This is a genomic window from Ruegeria sp. CDSA193, assembly GCF_059611885.1.
The window spans coordinates 285,233-299,440 of sequence record NZ_JBXWPN010000003.1 but is presented as its reverse complement, the minus strand read 5'-3'; the positions used below and the strand labels follow the sequence as shown (position 1 = coordinate 299,440).

Annotated in this window: 14 protein-coding genes; 3 read left to right on the top strand and 11 right to left on the bottom strand. The window is 57.1% G+C overall.

Annotated elements, in window-relative coordinates; all coding sequences use genetic code 11:
* The first annotated feature begins 18 nt into the window (after window positions 1–18).
* From AC2FLG_RS06915 to AC2FLG_RS06905, 3 genes are read left to right on the top strand one after another with little or no spacing between them, the layout of a single operon-like run.
* Entirely contained in the window at window positions 19–348 is a 330-nt protein-coding gene (locus tag AC2FLG_RS06915; protein WP_496705571.1) for a biopolymer transporter ExbD, read from the top strand.
* On the top strand, window positions 348–740 hold the full coding sequence (locus AC2FLG_RS06910; protein WP_142637739.1) for an ExbD/TolR family protein: 393 nt from the start codon (window positions 348–350) through the stop codon (window positions 738–740). Before AC2FLG_RS06915 ends, AC2FLG_RS06910 begins: the two co-directional genes overlap by 1 nt.
* Window positions 737–1,558 carry an energy transducer TonB gene (locus AC2FLG_RS06905; RefSeq protein ID WP_496705569.1) on the top strand — a complete coding sequence of 274 codons (822 nt, stop codon included), beginning with the start codon at window positions 737–739 and terminating at the stop codon, window positions 1,556–1,558. The genes AC2FLG_RS06910 and AC2FLG_RS06905 overlap by 4 nt, the downstream gene beginning before the upstream one ends.
* Before the next feature lie 66 nt (window positions 1,559–1,624).
* On the opposite strand, the gene AC2FLG_RS06900 is transcribed toward AC2FLG_RS06905, so the two are convergent.
* The 11 genes from AC2FLG_RS06900 to AC2FLG_RS06850 form a co-directional block, all read right to left on the bottom strand.
* Complete coding sequence (locus AC2FLG_RS06900) at window positions 1,625–2,359, bottom strand: ATP-binding cassette domain-containing protein (protein WP_496692973.1); 735 nt, start codon at window positions 2,357–2,359, stop codon at window positions 1,625–1,627.
* On the bottom strand, window positions 2,356–3,567 hold the full coding sequence (locus AC2FLG_RS06895; protein WP_496705567.1) for an alanine racemase: 1,212 nt from the start codon (window positions 3,565–3,567) through the stop codon (window positions 2,356–2,358). Before AC2FLG_RS06895 ends, AC2FLG_RS06900 begins: the two co-directional genes overlap by 4 nt.
* A gap of 16 nt (window positions 3,568–3,583) precedes the next feature.
* Window positions 3,584–4,591: an ABC transporter permease gene (locus AC2FLG_RS06890; RefSeq protein ID WP_496705566.1), complete on the bottom strand. Its 1,008-nt coding sequence runs from the start codon at window positions 4,589–4,591 to the stop codon at window positions 3,584–3,586.
* Window positions 4,592–4,598: 7 nt separating this feature from the next.
* Window positions 4,599–5,648 (bottom strand): substrate-binding domain-containing protein, encoded by a 1,050-nt coding sequence (locus tag AC2FLG_RS06885; protein WP_281973186.1) that lies wholly within the window; start codon window positions 5,646–5,648, stop codon window positions 4,599–4,601.
* An 11-nt stretch (window positions 5,649–5,659) separates the two neighbouring features.
* Window positions 5,660–6,925: a M20 family metallopeptidase gene (locus tag AC2FLG_RS06880; RefSeq protein WP_496705565.1), complete on the bottom strand. Its 1,266-nt coding sequence runs from the start codon at window positions 6,923–6,925 to the stop codon at window positions 5,660–5,662.
* Window positions 6,922–8,106, bottom strand: a complete 1,185-nt coding sequence (locus tag AC2FLG_RS06875) for an ROK family transcriptional regulator (RefSeq protein WP_496692977.1) — start codon at window positions 8,104–8,106, stop codon at window positions 6,922–6,924. Before AC2FLG_RS06875 ends, AC2FLG_RS06880 begins: the two co-directional genes overlap by 4 nt.
* 259 nt (window positions 8,107–8,365) lie before the next feature.
* Entirely contained in the window at window positions 8,366–9,379 is a 1,014-nt protein-coding gene (locus tag AC2FLG_RS06870) for an Ldh family oxidoreductase (protein WP_271949976.1), read from the bottom strand.
* 12 nt (window positions 9,380–9,391) lie between these two features.
* Window positions 9,392–10,021 carry a DUF3726 domain-containing protein gene (locus tag AC2FLG_RS06865; protein ID WP_496705564.1) on the bottom strand — a complete coding sequence of 210 codons (630 nt, stop codon included), beginning with the start codon at window positions 10,019–10,021 and terminating at the stop codon, window positions 9,392–9,394.
* Window positions 10,018–11,706, bottom strand: a complete 1,689-nt coding sequence (locus tag AC2FLG_RS06860; RefSeq protein ID WP_496705562.1) for a hypothetical protein — start codon at window positions 11,704–11,706, stop codon at window positions 10,018–10,020. Before AC2FLG_RS06860 ends, AC2FLG_RS06865 begins: the two co-directional genes overlap by 4 nt.
* 4 nt (window positions 11,707–11,710) lie before the next feature.
* Window positions 11,711–12,685: a membrane dipeptidase gene (locus AC2FLG_RS06855; RefSeq protein ID WP_496705561.1), complete on the bottom strand. Its 975-nt coding sequence runs from the start codon at window positions 12,683–12,685 to the stop codon at window positions 11,711–11,713.
* Complete coding sequence (locus AC2FLG_RS06850; RefSeq protein ID WP_496705559.1) at window positions 12,685–14,127, bottom strand: aldehyde dehydrogenase family protein; 1,443 nt, start codon at window positions 14,125–14,127, stop codon at window positions 12,685–12,687. Before AC2FLG_RS06850 ends, AC2FLG_RS06855 begins: the two co-directional genes overlap by 1 nt.
* Window positions 14,128–14,208: the final 81 nt, after the last annotated feature.

The following is a 14,208-nucleotide window of genomic DNA, read 5'->3' as shown; positions in this document are numbered from 1 at the left end:
CGGCGCAAACGCCTGTCAATGACGTCGCTTATAGATGTCATCTTTTTGCTGCTGTTGTTTTTCATGCTGACATCCACATTCTCGAAATTCGCCGAGATTCAGTTTTCGACGGCCTCAGTCGGCGGCGCGGAGCCAGACCAAGCCATCCGGTTTATTAAACTGGATGCAGACCGAATTCTGGTCGATGGTGCGCCTGTACCATTGGCGCAGGTGGCTCCAATGCTGCTCGACGCCAAATCCCAAATCGCGCTCATCAGCCTGGGTCCGAGGGCAACCTCTCAGCAGCTGATTGATCTGCTCATCGGGCTGGCACCTGTCGAAAACCTGCGCACTCAGGTTTTGGGCTGATGCAGTTGAAATCGAAGCCCAGACAAAGCCGAGAGCCAACCATCGCGCTGATCAATGTCGTGTTCCTGATGCTCATATTCTTCATGATCGCAGGCACCCTTACGCCGCCGCTCAACGGATCGGTTCAGCTTGTCGAAACGATGGATCTGGAGGGACGCGAGCCGCCAGATGCTTTGGTTATTCGCGCCGATGGCACACTTGAATATCGCGGGGCAGAGCTGACCAATGCTGCGGCCTATGTCGAGCGGGCGGCTGTTGATCTGCCCCTTGATGCGGTTCGGATCGTGCCGGATCGATCCTTGCCTGCGGTTGCGCTCAAACAGATCAGCGATGACTTGCGCGGGTTGGGTGCAAGTCAGGTTTATGTCGTGACCGAAAGGGGATTACGGTGATAACCAAATCCCGCGTGGTAGTTGTGATTTCTGTCGCATTGGCCGTAGCGACACATGGCCTTGCGCTTTTGGATTATTCGACCGCCGAACAGGTGCAGGTCGAAGGTGGCGGAGAGGAGAGGGCCGCCGCGCTGGGATCTGTATTCAAGGACTTCGTCGCCGGAACAAATGCACCAGCACCGGCCAGCACGCGCAAGAAACCGGCAGCACCTCATCGGTTGCAACCCAAGGCCCGCCCTGTCAAGCAGCAGCGCACAACGTCGCCGCAAACTCTCAGCCCGGTTGTGAGCAGCGCTACGGCCGCGACCGCTGTTGCGCCAAGCCCTCTCAGGCCTCAGGACGCTGAAACGCCGAACAGACAGGGTGATGCTGCTTCGGTGTCGCCGACCGAGGATGCCAAGCCGCCGGAACCGGAAAAACAGGCAAGCAATCAAACTGCCACCGCGCATGGCAACGCGAAACAATCGGGGAAAAAAGGCGACGCCACCGGGAAAACCACGAAAGGCGCGGCAAAGGTTGCTACATCCACGTCAGCGCTGACCGCATCCGGCAATGCCGACGCCAGCAACTATGCTGGACAGATTAAACGCAAGATTATCCGCGCCCGGAGAAAGAGCGCCAATATTCGAGGTGCCGCGTTGGTGGCCTTTCGAATAGCTGAGAACGGGACATTGCAGACGGTTGGAATAGTACGCAGTTCGGGATCAAAGCGGTTGGATCAGATCGCCCTTGCCCAGGTAAAAGCGGCTGCACCCTTCCCGCCACCTCCGGCAGGGGTGAGACGAGATTATACTTTCGAAATCATCGGGCAGCGATAGGTGTCATATCCCATCGAGCCATAGGGCCCCTTCGTAACGATGGGGACACGGCTGCGCTTTGCGCCATCAACTATGAACACCGGTGATCATGGCGACAATTTCGTTCTTGTCGGTCTCGGCAGTTGTTCTGACGCCTATCTGTTCACCCCGGCGTAAAACGCAGATGCGGTCGGCAAGACGAAAAACCTGATCCAGGGAATGGCTGATGATCAAGATTGCCAGATTGCGATCCTTAAGTGACGCGACGAGGTCCTCAACCTTTGCAGTCTCTGCAACGCCAAGTGCTGCAGTGGGTTCATCCAGAAGGATCAATTTGCTGGCCCAATGGGTTGCTCGCGCGATAGCAATGCCCTGTCTTTGGCCTCCGCTCAAATCACGTATGGCTGCGCGCTCAGAGGGGATGCGCACGTCAAGCTGATCAACAAGGCTTTGGGTTTCGGCACGCATGCGTGCTTTATCCAGCAGTCCAAAGGGTTTGCGCGTCAGTTCGCGGCCCAGAAACATGTTCATATAAACCGGCTGTTCGTCAGCCAATGCGAGGTCCTGATAGACCACCTCAATACCATGTGATCGAGCCGCGCTAGCATCCGAAAAACCGACTTCTTCGCCGTCGAGCGCGATCTCGCCGCTGGTTGGTCGATGCACGCCAGAGATGATCTTGACGAGCGTGGATTTACCCGCGCCATTATCACCGACCAGAGCCACGATTTCACCGGGGTAGAGGTCCAGTGAAAAATTCTGGATTGCGACCACTCCGCCAAAAGATTTGTGGATTTGCTTGAGGGAAAGAACCGGAGTCATTGCGCAAATGCTCCCGGCCAGCTGACGTGGTCGCCAAAGCCGTTTTCGATTGAGGTAAGCTCTGGCATTCCGCTGTCTACGCCTTTTATCCCGGCAACGAAAGCGCGGGTTACAAAGGCCTGCCCACGGAAACCGAAGACAACCGTGTCGCCTGGTGCGGGGTTTTGATCGCTGTCGCTGTCGATCATGGCGTAGTAATCTATTGCGGAATAATCAGGAATTTCGACATTTCGCAGGACTGACCGGCTGATTGTCGGGCTGCTGCTTACCAGCGCCCGAACCTGGTATTTCGGGAAAACCGGATCGATATAGAGCCCGCCGCCAAAGCAATAGGCTTTCCCGCCGTGATGGTGCGAGACCTCGGAAAGGTAAAGTACGGCGGGATCCTCAGGAAGGTCTTCTACCGCATGGAGAGGTGTCGTGCCATGTAGGCCATTGCCCGGTTCAACCTGCGTGGCCCCGGCTTCGGCTAATGCTGGAAGAACAGCTGAAGATGTCGTTCCGGGGGCATTGATTTCGATCTCCGTACGCCCAGCACGCGCCAGAGCTTCTGCAGCCACGTTGAGCGTGTGGAGGTTTGGGGTCGGCACAACCTTGCGGGCATCCTGGTCGAAAAGCAGGGCGGGAAAGGTCGTAATGCCTGCAAAGCGCCCGCCCTGCAGCGCATCCAAACGGTCGGCCACCGCCAGGATATCATTCGCGTCAAATCCCCCCTCGTGGCCACGATAAAACGTATCCCCTTCAGTCTGGATGCGCGCCATCAGTGCCTGTTCTCTCTCGGCCCGAGCAGAGGCGTCTGCCGCCTCTTTTGCCTTGTTGTCCGAGAATACCGTCCAATAGTCCGGGCGTAGTTTGGCTGCGGCGAAGAGAGCTTCTTGGCGGGGCACCTGTACAAGGTGACCCAAATGACCTGTCCTTAAGCCAGCGCGGTCACATGCCAAGGCGCAGGCCATATCCACGGCGACGGACCGGCTGATGCCACCGCGTATGACCGCCTGACAAAAGCCGGAATGGCGGCCCACCTGTTTGGTCATGGCAAAAGTTGTAAGGCCATGCCCACGGGCCACATCAGAGAAAAGGCGCGCGTTGCGTTCGACGGCATCCAGGTCAAGCACATAGGCGTTTGCGGGGATCTTCCCTTGTTGATGCAAGGCCATGGCGGCCTCGATGAACTTGGGGTTGCGGCGTATGAGAAGATCAAGAAACATTGGGTTGCTCCGGTGTCTATCGGCGGATTTCGCGGAGTGAAATTGCTACGGCGATCAGTATGATCAGCCCGCGTACGATCATCTGGTCCGAGACCTGAAGCCCCATCAGGATCAGCCCGTTATTCAGCATTCCCATCATGAGCGAGCCCAAAAGCGCACCTATTATGGATCCCTTGCCGCCATTAAGCGCAGTGCCACCTACGATGACAGCGGCAATGACCGTCATCAGATCGCTTTCGCCCATTGTATATTTGGCGGCTTGAATACGCCCGGCATAGAGCAAACCAGCCAGCCCAGCGGTTGCGCCGCACAAGGTCAGAACCATCAGCCGGATACGGGGAACCCTGATGCCAGAGACTTGGGCTGCGCGGGCATTGTCCCCAACGGCCAGAACGTGTGCGCCAAAACGTGTGTGTCGGTAGATGACATGGCCAATCAGCACTGCAATCACGGTCCAGATGACAAGTGAAGGTACACCAAACAGCTTGCCCGAGCCGAAGACCCCGGTGAAAATCCCGTTAACGACAGGAATGGATCGCAGATCGGTCATCGAACGCGCAATTCCGGCAAATAACCCCATGGTGGCCAAGGTCACCAGAAATGATGGCAACCGCAGATAGGCCACCAATGCACCATTGAACGCGCCGATCAGAATGCCTGCGCCAAGCCCCGCTGCGACACCCAGGATCATTGGGCCGTTCTGCATCGCAACAGCTGCCGAGAGGGCTGCAACAGCTACGACAGAGCCAAAACTCAGGTCGATCTCTCCGGCTGACAGGGCAAAGACCAATCCGATGGCCATGATCGTGGCTGGGGCTGTCTGAAGGACGATATTTGTCAGATTCCGACTGGTCAGAAACCCGTCATCGTAGAGAGTGATCCCAAAAAACAGAAAGATCGCAAGAAAGCCGAAATAAATGACACAGCGCTGTAGATCCAAGTCGCGCATACGTTGAAAAGCCTGTTCCATGGATGCCTCTGGGAATATCCGGTTGCGGCAGGTCGCCAGAGGCGACCTGCCCATCAGGTCTCTACTTCGATGTCAGACTGGCTGGTGCATCAATATTCAGCGAGTTTTGCCATCCATCGGCAACGTTGTCCGCTGTCACTGTCAATGCAGGGGCTACAACAAAGGATGGTACGTCCTCGCCCAGCAGGTCGAGCACGGCACTGGCGGCCATTGCACGCCCCAGTTCATAGGCTTCATCGGCAACAATCGCCGCGACATTCCCACCCTGAACCATATCAAGGGCAATCGGCTCTGACAGATCCAATGTCACGATCTTGGTCGAGGTGTTTCCGTTCGTCCGCAGCGCTGCAAGAATACCCTCTGCCGGACCAGCCCAGGTTACGTAGATTCCACCCAGGTCTGGGTTTTTCAGCAGCATAGCATTGGCAATCTCTTCGGCGCGCGCAGGATCAGAAATGCCTTGTTCTGCAACGATTGTGATGTTCGGATAGTCGTTCTCAATCGTGGTCTTGAAAGCGTTGTCGCGCTGATTGGTCACATAATAATCTGCGTCGTGATAAATCCATCCAACTGTTCCTTCATTGCCCATGGCAGCCGCAAGCGCATCCGCCGCTTGTTTGCCCATCTGAAACAGATCATCCGTCACGATTGCCGCATAGTCGTCCGGGTGCTTGTAGCCGGCCGGCAGGTTCGAGAGGAAACTTAGGGCAACTCCGGCCTCTTTTGCCTCTGCAAATGCTGCGGCAGAGGTCACCGGGTCCAGAGGAAGCGACAGAATGATATTGGGCGATTTGGCCATGACCGTCTCGATATCGCTACGTTGTTTTGCAGCATCAAATCCTGCGCTTGTCACGGCAACGACCTCGATCCCCAGACGCGCAAATTCATCGCTGGCACCTGCTGTTACCGCATTCACAAAGTCGGATTGGTCATGCCACAGCAAAGCAGCTGAATATCCAGCCTCTTTCACCTTTTCGACATCATCATCAGCGACAACAACCATTGATGAAGGGGTGGCACTTTCCCCCGCTGGACCGATGGTTTCGGCGTATAAGCTGCCCGCCAGCGCGAACATCGCGGTAGCGGCAAATGTGCTTCTAACAAGTGACATGTTTGTCCTCCTCAGGTTGGATGCATTACGAGCGTGTCCGACGCACCGAACTGCGCTATGAAAAGCGCAAAGGCCCGGACGGCGGCGAGGTATTCTTCGACCTCAATTCGTTCTTCAAAAGTATGCGCCACGGCGATATCACCCGGTGCGCAGTAAACGGTTGGACAGCCGATCTGTTCTGTTAAAAATGGCATCTCAGACCAGTAGGGCGCGCCGCCGATTTCTACTTTTCGGGACAAAGTTTGCTGTACACAGCTCTGCAACAGGCGAACCGCCTCAGTATCGGGGTCGTTTTCAACTGGTGAGCCGCCCTTGGGATGATCACGACCGGCTGGGTAGTCGATGCACACCTCTATACCTGTAGGTAGGCGATCCAGGCCAAGCGCTGTTTCCAATGCTGCCACTGCATCATCAAGCATTTCGCCAGGTCTAAGTTTCCGGATCAGTGAGAGCCTGCATTCTCCGGGCACTGCGATAAACCCGCCGCCATTGATATGCGTCACCAGAACAGAAGAGGCACCGACAAGGTCATGACGCGGGCCCGCGTTCAGTTCTTTTTCATGATCCCAGATTTTCGACAGAAGCGTATGCGTTGCTTTCAATGCATCGACCCCCAATTCGGGTCGGCCGAAATACGCTGTTTTTCCAGTTATCGTGATCTCGGCGATAAAGAACCCGATCTGGGCGGAATAAATGTCCAAACTCGTTGGCTCGACATAGATCGCGAAATCAGGACGGGGGATTTCGTCGGACTTGATACGTCCAACCAGATCTTTCGCCCCGGCGCTAACGCCGCTGTCAGGTTCACCGCTTTCTTCGTCACCGATGAAGGCAAAGGTCAGACTGGCTGAAGGCATAACGCCAAGTTTTTGCAGCAGGCGATACCCGGCAATCGCAGCGCAAATCCCACCCTTGAGGTCGCTTGCCCCACGTGACCAGATGTGCCCGTCCTTTTCGGCCGCGCCGAATGGATTTTTGCGTGCATCGTCTTCCCAATATTCCTCCCAGCCCCGGACATGCACAGTATCCGTATGGCCCAAAATCATGAGGTTGGGACCCTCCACAGAAGCAATTCCCCAGACATTTTCGCGTTCACCCGCGAAACAGCCCCGTCCGGTATTCAGGCCCAGGGCCATAAGTTGCTGGTCCAGAAAACGCGCAAAACGTGTTTCATTGCCCGTCACGCTTTCGATGGACAGGGCATTGCGCAACAGAGTTAGGTCTGCATCAGCATCCTGTTCTTGACGCAAGCGTTCTGAAAGAGCCTTAGCGGTCATGACATACTTGCCTTGAAGGTATCGAGCGCTGGAGGTGGTACGTTGATCTCGGCACCTTTCTGACCCTCGGCGAAAAGAGAAATATGTAGGTGCGACAGGGCTATAGACACACCTCCGGCAAGGGCAGCATGCGGACCCAGCTTTGAGGGCTGGATCTCTATTTCACGGGGGTAGCACTGGGCGGCAAAGCGTCTGATCCGGTGCATCAACTCGTCACGCGCGCCGATAGAGCCCCCCATCACGATAAGGGACGGATCAAGGACCGCTACAATCGACGCCGAAGCCCGCGCGATCTGATAAGCGACATTGTCCAGCGTTTGCTCGGCTGCTTTGTCGCCGTTGTTGGCAGCCTCAAAGATCGCAGGAACTGAGCAAGTTTTGCCCGTAAGCATCCTGTATTCGCCAATGATTGCATCGGTGGCGGTTACGCGTTCCAGTGCGCCTATAGTATGGCTTTCCTTTGCAATCGGATCGGCACCAAAGGGAAGAAAACCTATTTCGCCAGCTGCACCAGATGCGCCACGCAGCAAAACACCTCCGACGACGATTCCGGCACCAATTCCGGTTCCGACGGAAACGAAGACCAGATCATCCTGGTCGCTTCGATGATCCATCCAATGCTCACCCAGAGCGGCAAGGTTGACGTCATTTTCGACAAGGATTTCTATCCCAAGCCGTTCGTTCAAAGTGCCAGCAAGATCAATCTGATCCAGCCCGGTTATGTTAGGCGCCATCAGGACCGCGCCGCTCTTGCTGTCCGGCACGCCTGGGACACCGACGACAGCTATTTTCAATTCGCCTGACGGGCATTGGGGATCGTCTGCGGTTGCGCGAACCATACGGGCAACCTGATCGACCACTTGTCTGCCGCCGCTTTGTTCTGTCGGCTCTACGCGCTCGGCCAGAACGCGACCGGTCAGATCGCATAATGCGACCCTGATCTTTGTTCCACCCAGATCGACGCTGGCGACCGTTGCTGCATCCGGAGCGATTTCATATACCACGGCGCGGCGTCCGACATGCCCCTCGGTCTGACCGACTGTCCGCACCCAGCCATCGCTTTCTAGGTTTCCGACAATTTCCGAGATTGTCTGTTTCGAAAGACCGGTCAGCTTCGACACGCTGGCGCGCGAAATGGGCCCATAGGTCGCAATCGCCTGAACGACCGCACTTTGAGACATTCGTCGAGAGATTTTTGTCTGCGTTGCCACGTCGATTCCATTTATTCGTTCTGTTACCGAACTAAATATGGAGTGCGATTTGAGTCAACCCCGTTTTTTTCTGCGCTAAAGCATGAAATACGAAAAATGAGCCTGCTGCGTCCGGGTCGAATTTTGGCTAAAGGCCTGGAAGCCGTTCTGAAAATTGGTGCTGGGTCAGAAGGTTTGAGTAAGGGTGCCCGAACCAGAAAGAATCTGATTGCGGGCTAATAAAACCGGCTTATCCCAAGATGGTCTCGATCTTTTCAAGGGTCGCAATATTTACAGCCACGCCTTGTGTGGCCGATGCGACGCGTTTTGCGCGTCGGCCATCGCCAGGCAAATGTGCATCGTCTTGCGATCGAATGGCGCCGACGAGTTCCTCGATGCCCTGAGCAAAGCCACCCGACGACGATGTCGCCACAGGGTCGATCGCAATGAAAAACTGTCCGGTCTTGGGCGGGCCGCCAGCGGTTCCTGAAAAGGGCGAGGCGTTGATGCCCAGAGTGGCCCCTGTAAGAGCGGCCGCCATAACTTCGGTCAGAAGGGCCACACCGACGCCCTTGTACCCACCAGAAGGTGCCATGGAGCCCTTGAGGCCCACATTGGGATCAGTGGTCGGATTGCCCTCGGCGTCCAATGCCCACCCAACGGGGATCGGCCTTCCTTCTCTGGCATGTTTCATGACCTCGCTCTTGGCGATTGTGCTGGCGCTTTGATCGATCAGCAGGGCGGGTTGCCCATCTGTACCGGGTACGGCAACGGAAAAGGGGTTGGTCCCTACAACCGGCTTTGCGCCACCCGATGGCGCGATCGAGGCTGGCGCGTTGGTAAAACCAAGCCCGACAAGCCCGGCCTGTGCCAGACGATAGGTGTGATAGCCCAGCACGCCGCAGTTATAGCTGTTGCAGATGCTCAGCACGGCAACGCCCTGTTCGCGCGCAGCGGTGATCAGCGTCTCATACCCGAGATCGATGGCTGAATGGGCAAATCCGGTTGCGGCATCTACGGTAACTACACCTGGCTTGGGCCGTGTCATGACCGGTTTGGCAAGCCCGTCGACCTTGCCACATTGGACATGCTCACAATAGATCGGGATATAGGCCAGCCCATGGCTTGCCACGCCGTCCGCCTCGGTTGCCGCGGTCGCAACCGCCAGCGGGCGGGCGTTTTCCGGTGAAGTCCCGGCAGCAACAAGCGCGCGAAACGACAGGTCTTCGATTTCGTTCAGTGTAAGGGTCCGGGTCTCGGTCAAATCAGTACCTCATCAGTCATTATCAGAAAGCCCGGCCCCTGCACCCAGCAGGCGGGATTCCTCGGTTGCGGGGGCATAGGTGCGGTGGGCAAAGCGATTCAGCGTTGCCCAAGCCTGATCAGTCGGGGCGGCGCGGGTCTGATGTGGGCGGGGGCCTGTGCGCTGTTCCCCCAGCGAAACCACCAGCCTGCGCGCCTGGGCGGGTAAGGTATCTGGGGTCGACACGGAATACCCATCACATGCCGCCAGATGCCCATCACAATCAAGCACCACACAGCCCTTGAGTTCACGTGCCGCATAGGCAGCAAAGGGCAGTAACAGGGCAGGGATTGCAATGTTGGCCATCTCAACCGGTCCGGCGCGCAGCTGTTCGGCACAATCCGACAGCAAGGTGCCAGTGGCCAGAGGGCACAAAGCGCCCTTGCCCTGCCATGGGCCCTGCATCGCATCTGGTCTGTGATCTGCCGGCGCCGCAGCCAAACTCAAATCCAGCAGGTGGGCTAGCTCTGCCGTCCCGTCCAGCCCATGCCCGCACAACCAGCGTGTGGCCTTGGCGGCCTCCTCTGCCAGGCCCCAGGCATACCCTGCCCCTCGGGCAGCGCGTTTAGAGGTGGCTTCGATCTCGTTCAGTGAATAGGTCATTGCGGCAACTCCGGATAAACCCACAGATCGGCATTTTCCGGCGTTAGCTCATCAGGATATGGTGCGCCGGAATACATGCAGATCCGCACCCAGCGGTCCGACCGGGGGTCAAAATGCGTTGCCCCAAAAAACGACAGCTTGGCCCGAAGCATGTCGATAGGCAGGACAGCGGCGCTAATCGTGTTGTCGTGGATTTCACCATAGGGGGCTACTCGGCTCATTTGAGCGCGGCGCAGGGTGTGGCGATGTTCAGGATGGCGCAGCAGAAACTCTGCAACGGAGGAGCGAGTATCCCATTCGGCAAGTGCCTTAAACGCCATCGCGGCGTCACGGGCCGGGGCAAGGGGCTGTTCGTAACCGGCTATCGGTTCCTCAAAGCGCTCACCCAGTCGCGGCTCCAGCTTCTCCTCGGAGACATACCAGGCCCGCGCACAGTTTTCCGCTGCGTTCCAATCCAGATCCAAGGCCCAGCCAAAACTGTTACTGATCAGATCGCGCGCAGCGCCTACCGACATTGATCCATCAATCACATGGGCACTTGAATTACTGTCGGCCATACAACAGCTCAGCCCATCGACCAATTCGCCATAGGGCTCAAGGATAAGCGAGGCGAGCAGTTCCTGGCCCTCCTCGCTCAGCGCGGATTGCGACCACAGGATCAACCGATCCCAGGGTTGGTTCTGCGTCAGATCATCCCTGTCCAGATACCCAGAGATTGCCTGCAGATCGTTGTTGAGCGCCGCCAGCTTATCGCGCTGGACCGGATGCTCAGACTGCCACCAGGACATCGAGAGTTTGCTACGATCATAGATGCCACGGAATTGACGGGCCTCATCTTCCGAGGCGGTCAAGAGCGACCGTACGCGGGCGATGGCTTCCTCTCGCGCGATGATCCAGTTGTTGAACAAGATCGGATGGTTGACGATGAACGGTGCCATGCCCAGACCTGTGGAATTGCCAATGCCGAGCCAACTGGCGATCTGAGGATCTAACTGCGCGGTTTGATCGCCGCCCTTCACTTGGGCCATATGCTGCACCAGATCGCGCACAAAGGTCCGGGTCAGGTAGACCGACAACATCTCGGTCTGGAACGGGCCGTTGACCTCGGGGCGACTGGCTGTTTTCTCGCGATCTGCAGCCCCAAACTTGCCGGAACCATACACGGCGGTTGTCCGCATCAGGTAGCCAACCTGATAAATCTGTTCCAGATCGGGTTGTTGACCAGCGGCCAGACGGTCGACCACATGTGCCCACAGGCGGACTGACCGGTTGGCGCGCGACAATGACAGTTCTGACTCGCTGACGCGCCCGGCCTCTTGCACTGGTACGTTTTGCGACAGGCGGTGAATATCATCCGCCGTCGGAATGCCGTCAAATAGCGCGAAGGTGGCATCCCAGGCCTCGGCGATGACCCGGTCCGAGCGTTTTTCGGGCGGCAGATCATGGGCAAACGCCACTAGAGAATATGCGTGATCAGGGCCTTGCGCGGTATAGACCGCATGGCCAACTCCGTGTTCGTCAATCTCGAACGCAGGGCGGGAAAAACTCCAGTTTTCCTGCGCCATACGGCGGGTCAGTTGCCGCATGAAACTGAGACGGCATTGATGCAGCGAGCCCAGCCGCGACAGCCGCATGACCATCGCGGGATCACGTCTGACATTTTCAGTCTGCACGCGTGTATTCATAGTGTTACCCTTGTGGGACGAAGTTTTCGGCGAAGAACTGATACCAATTCCTGCCCATGATCCCGGCCACTTCGTCATCGTTCAGGCCGGTCGCGCGTAACCCTTGTTCGATGTTCCCAAAATCTCGGTTGTCATGAAACCAGCCCGGCATGGGCGGAAAGCCTGGTGCCGAAGCGGATCCCTCGCCATAGTCGATTTCCTTGGTCCAGCGGCCAACCCGCATCCATTCCACAATGCTGTCGGGTTGATCCTGACACAGGTCTGTGCCGATCCCCAGATGCTGCGCGCCGTATTTGTCGGCGGCGCGTGCGATCATCTCGCAAAAACTGTCCAGCGTGCAGTCGGATTTATCTTTCAGATGGTGGGGATAAACCGAAAAGCCAAGCATCCCGCCATTTTCCGTCACTGCACGAATGACATCGTCACGCTTGTTACGCAGCGCGGGCGACCAATCATACGGGTTCGCGTGAGTGATGGCTATGGGACGCTCGGACCATTCTGCGGCCTCGATGGTGGAACGGTCCGCCGAATGGCTCATGTCCACTACAAGACCTACACGGTTCATCTCTTTGATCACCTGCTTGCCCATACGGGTGATGCCTGTGTCTTCGGCCTCATAACAGCCGGTCGCCAGCAAGGACTGGTTGTTATAGGTCAGCTGCATGAAACGGGCGCCAAGATCGTGCAGGATTTCGACCAGCCCAATATCGTCTTCGATGGGCGAGGGGTTCTGAAAGCCAAAGAACACAGCCGTCCGGCCCGTTTTACGAGCCGTATCGATATCGCTGGCCCAGCGCCCTTTCATGATCAGGTCCGGGTATTGTTCGAACCAGCGGTTCCATTTCTCGAAATTCAGAACCGTTTCGCGAAAGTTCTCGTGGTACGAGATGGTGACGTGGATCGCGTCCACGCCCCCGTCACGCAGTTGGCGGAAAATCTTTTCCGACCAGTTGGCATATTGTAGCCCGTCGATCCGCATCACACGGGGCCCGCGCTGATATAGGCGGTTTTGACCGTGGTATAGAACTCGGCCGCAGCCTTACCCTGTTCGCGCGGCCCGTAAGAGCTGTCGCCGCGGCCGCCAAAAGGCACGTGGTAATCGGTGCCTGCAGTGGGCAGGTTCACAGTTACAACACCAGTGCGCGCATTGCGACGGAAATGCGTGGCGCGGGCCAGCGATTTGGTCACGATGCCCGAGGTCAGGCCAAAGTTGGTGTCGTTGACGACGCTCAGCGCTTCGTCATAGCTGCCAACCTTGATGACACTGGTCAGGGGTGCGAACATTTCTTCGCGGTTGATGCGCATGTCGTTGTTGGTGTTCAGAAACACGCCCGGCGACATGTAGAACCCGTCATGAGGCATCTCCAGCCGGGTTCCGCCACAGGCCAGCTCGGCTCCTTCGGATTTGCCCAGATCAACATAGGCCAGGTTTTCGCTCAGCTGCTGTTGGCTGACGACGGGACCCATCTGCACGCCTTCCTCCAGCGCGTGGCCGACCTTCATCGCTTGCGCACCGGCCACCAGCTTTTCGACAAACGCGTCATGGATACCCGCATGCACGACAAGGCGCGAAGACGCCGTGCATTTCTGTCCGGTGCCGCCAAACGCTCCTCCCAATGCCAGAGTAACGGCCAGATCCAGATCGGCATCGTCCATCACAGCCAGCGCGTTTTTTGATCCCATTTCCATCTGAACTTTGGTCAGGTTCTGGATGGCGGCTGCTGCGATACCCTTGCCGACCGGGACTGACCCGGTAAAGGAAATTGCATTGACCTTGGGGCTTTCGACCAGGCGTTGCCCGATGCTGCGCCCCGAACCCATGACCAGACTGAACAGACCTTTGGGGATGTCCTGACGTTCGATGATTTCGGTCAGTGCGACAGCGGATGCCGGGGTGATGTTGGCGGGTTTCCACACAACCGCGTTGCCATAACACAGCGCCGGAGCAATCTTCCACGAGGCAGTCGCGGTAGGGAAGTTCCATGGGCTGATGATGGCGACAACGCCGACAGCTTCGCGGCGAACGTCTACTTCGATATCGGGGCGCACAGAATCCGCGTTCTCACCGATTTGACGCAGGCATTCAGCTGCGTAGTAGGTAAAGAACTGCCCGGCGCGGAACACTTCGCCTTTGCCTTCGGCCAGCGGCTTGCCTTCTTCGCGCGCCAAGAGCCTACCCAGTTCTTCGGCCCGGGCCATCATTTCATTGCCGATAGCGTTCAGAACAGCTTGCTTCCTTTCGATGCCATAGGCGGCCCATTCAGCCTGTGCGACACGGGCTTGATCCAGCGTCGCCTCAAGCTGGTCAGCGCTGGCCTGTGCAAACATGCCGACCAGATCGCTCAGGTCCGAAGGATTGCGGTTTTCGATTTCAGACTCACCTGCCAGCCATTCGCCAGCAATCAGATTCAGTTGTGTCACGTTACGCCCCAGTGCGATTTCATTTGACCTAGGATGGATTTTTTGGCGAACATCAGTCAAACTCAATTAAATGAAACAAAT

Coding starts and splice junctions, on each gene's coding strand:
- AC2FLG_RS06880 (WP_496705565.1), bottom strand. CDS start 6,925: ATGACCGCTAAGGCTCTTTCAGAACGCTTGCGTCAAGAACAGGATGCT.
- AC2FLG_RS06875 (WP_496692977.1), bottom strand. CDS start 8,106: ATGTCTCAAAGTGCGGTCGTTCAGGCGATTGCGACCTATGGGCCCATT.
- AC2FLG_RS06865 (WP_496705564.1), bottom strand. CDS start 10,021: ATGACCTATTCACTGAACGAGATCGAAGCCACCTCTAAACGCGCTGCC.
- AC2FLG_RS06885 (WP_281973186.1), bottom strand. CDS start 5,648: ATGTCACTTGTTAGAAGCACATTTGCCGCTACCGCGATGTTCGCGCTG.
- AC2FLG_RS06855 (WP_496705561.1), bottom strand. CDS start 12,685: ATGCGGATCGACGGGCTACAATATGCCAACTGGTCGGAAAAGATTTTC.
- AC2FLG_RS06890 (WP_496705566.1), bottom strand. CDS start 4,591: ATGGGCAGGTCGCCTCTGGCGACCTGCCGCAACCGGATATTCCCAGAG.
- AC2FLG_RS06860 (WP_496705562.1), bottom strand. CDS start 11,706: ATGAATACACGCGTGCAGACTGAAAATGTCAGACGTGATCCCGCGATG.
- AC2FLG_RS06915 (WP_496705571.1), top strand. CDS start 19: ATGACGTCGCTTATAGATGTCATCTTTTTGCTGCTGTTGTTTTTCATG.
- AC2FLG_RS06900 (WP_496692973.1), bottom strand. CDS start 2,359: ATGACTCCGGTTCTTTCCCTCAAGCAAATCCACAAATCTTTTGGCGGA.
- AC2FLG_RS06910 (WP_142637739.1), top strand. CDS start 348: ATGCAGTTGAAATCGAAGCCCAGACAAAGCCGAGAGCCAACCATCGCG.
- AC2FLG_RS06895 (WP_496705567.1), bottom strand. CDS start 3,567: ATGTTTCTTGATCTTCTCATACGCCGCAACCCCAAGTTCATCGAGGCC.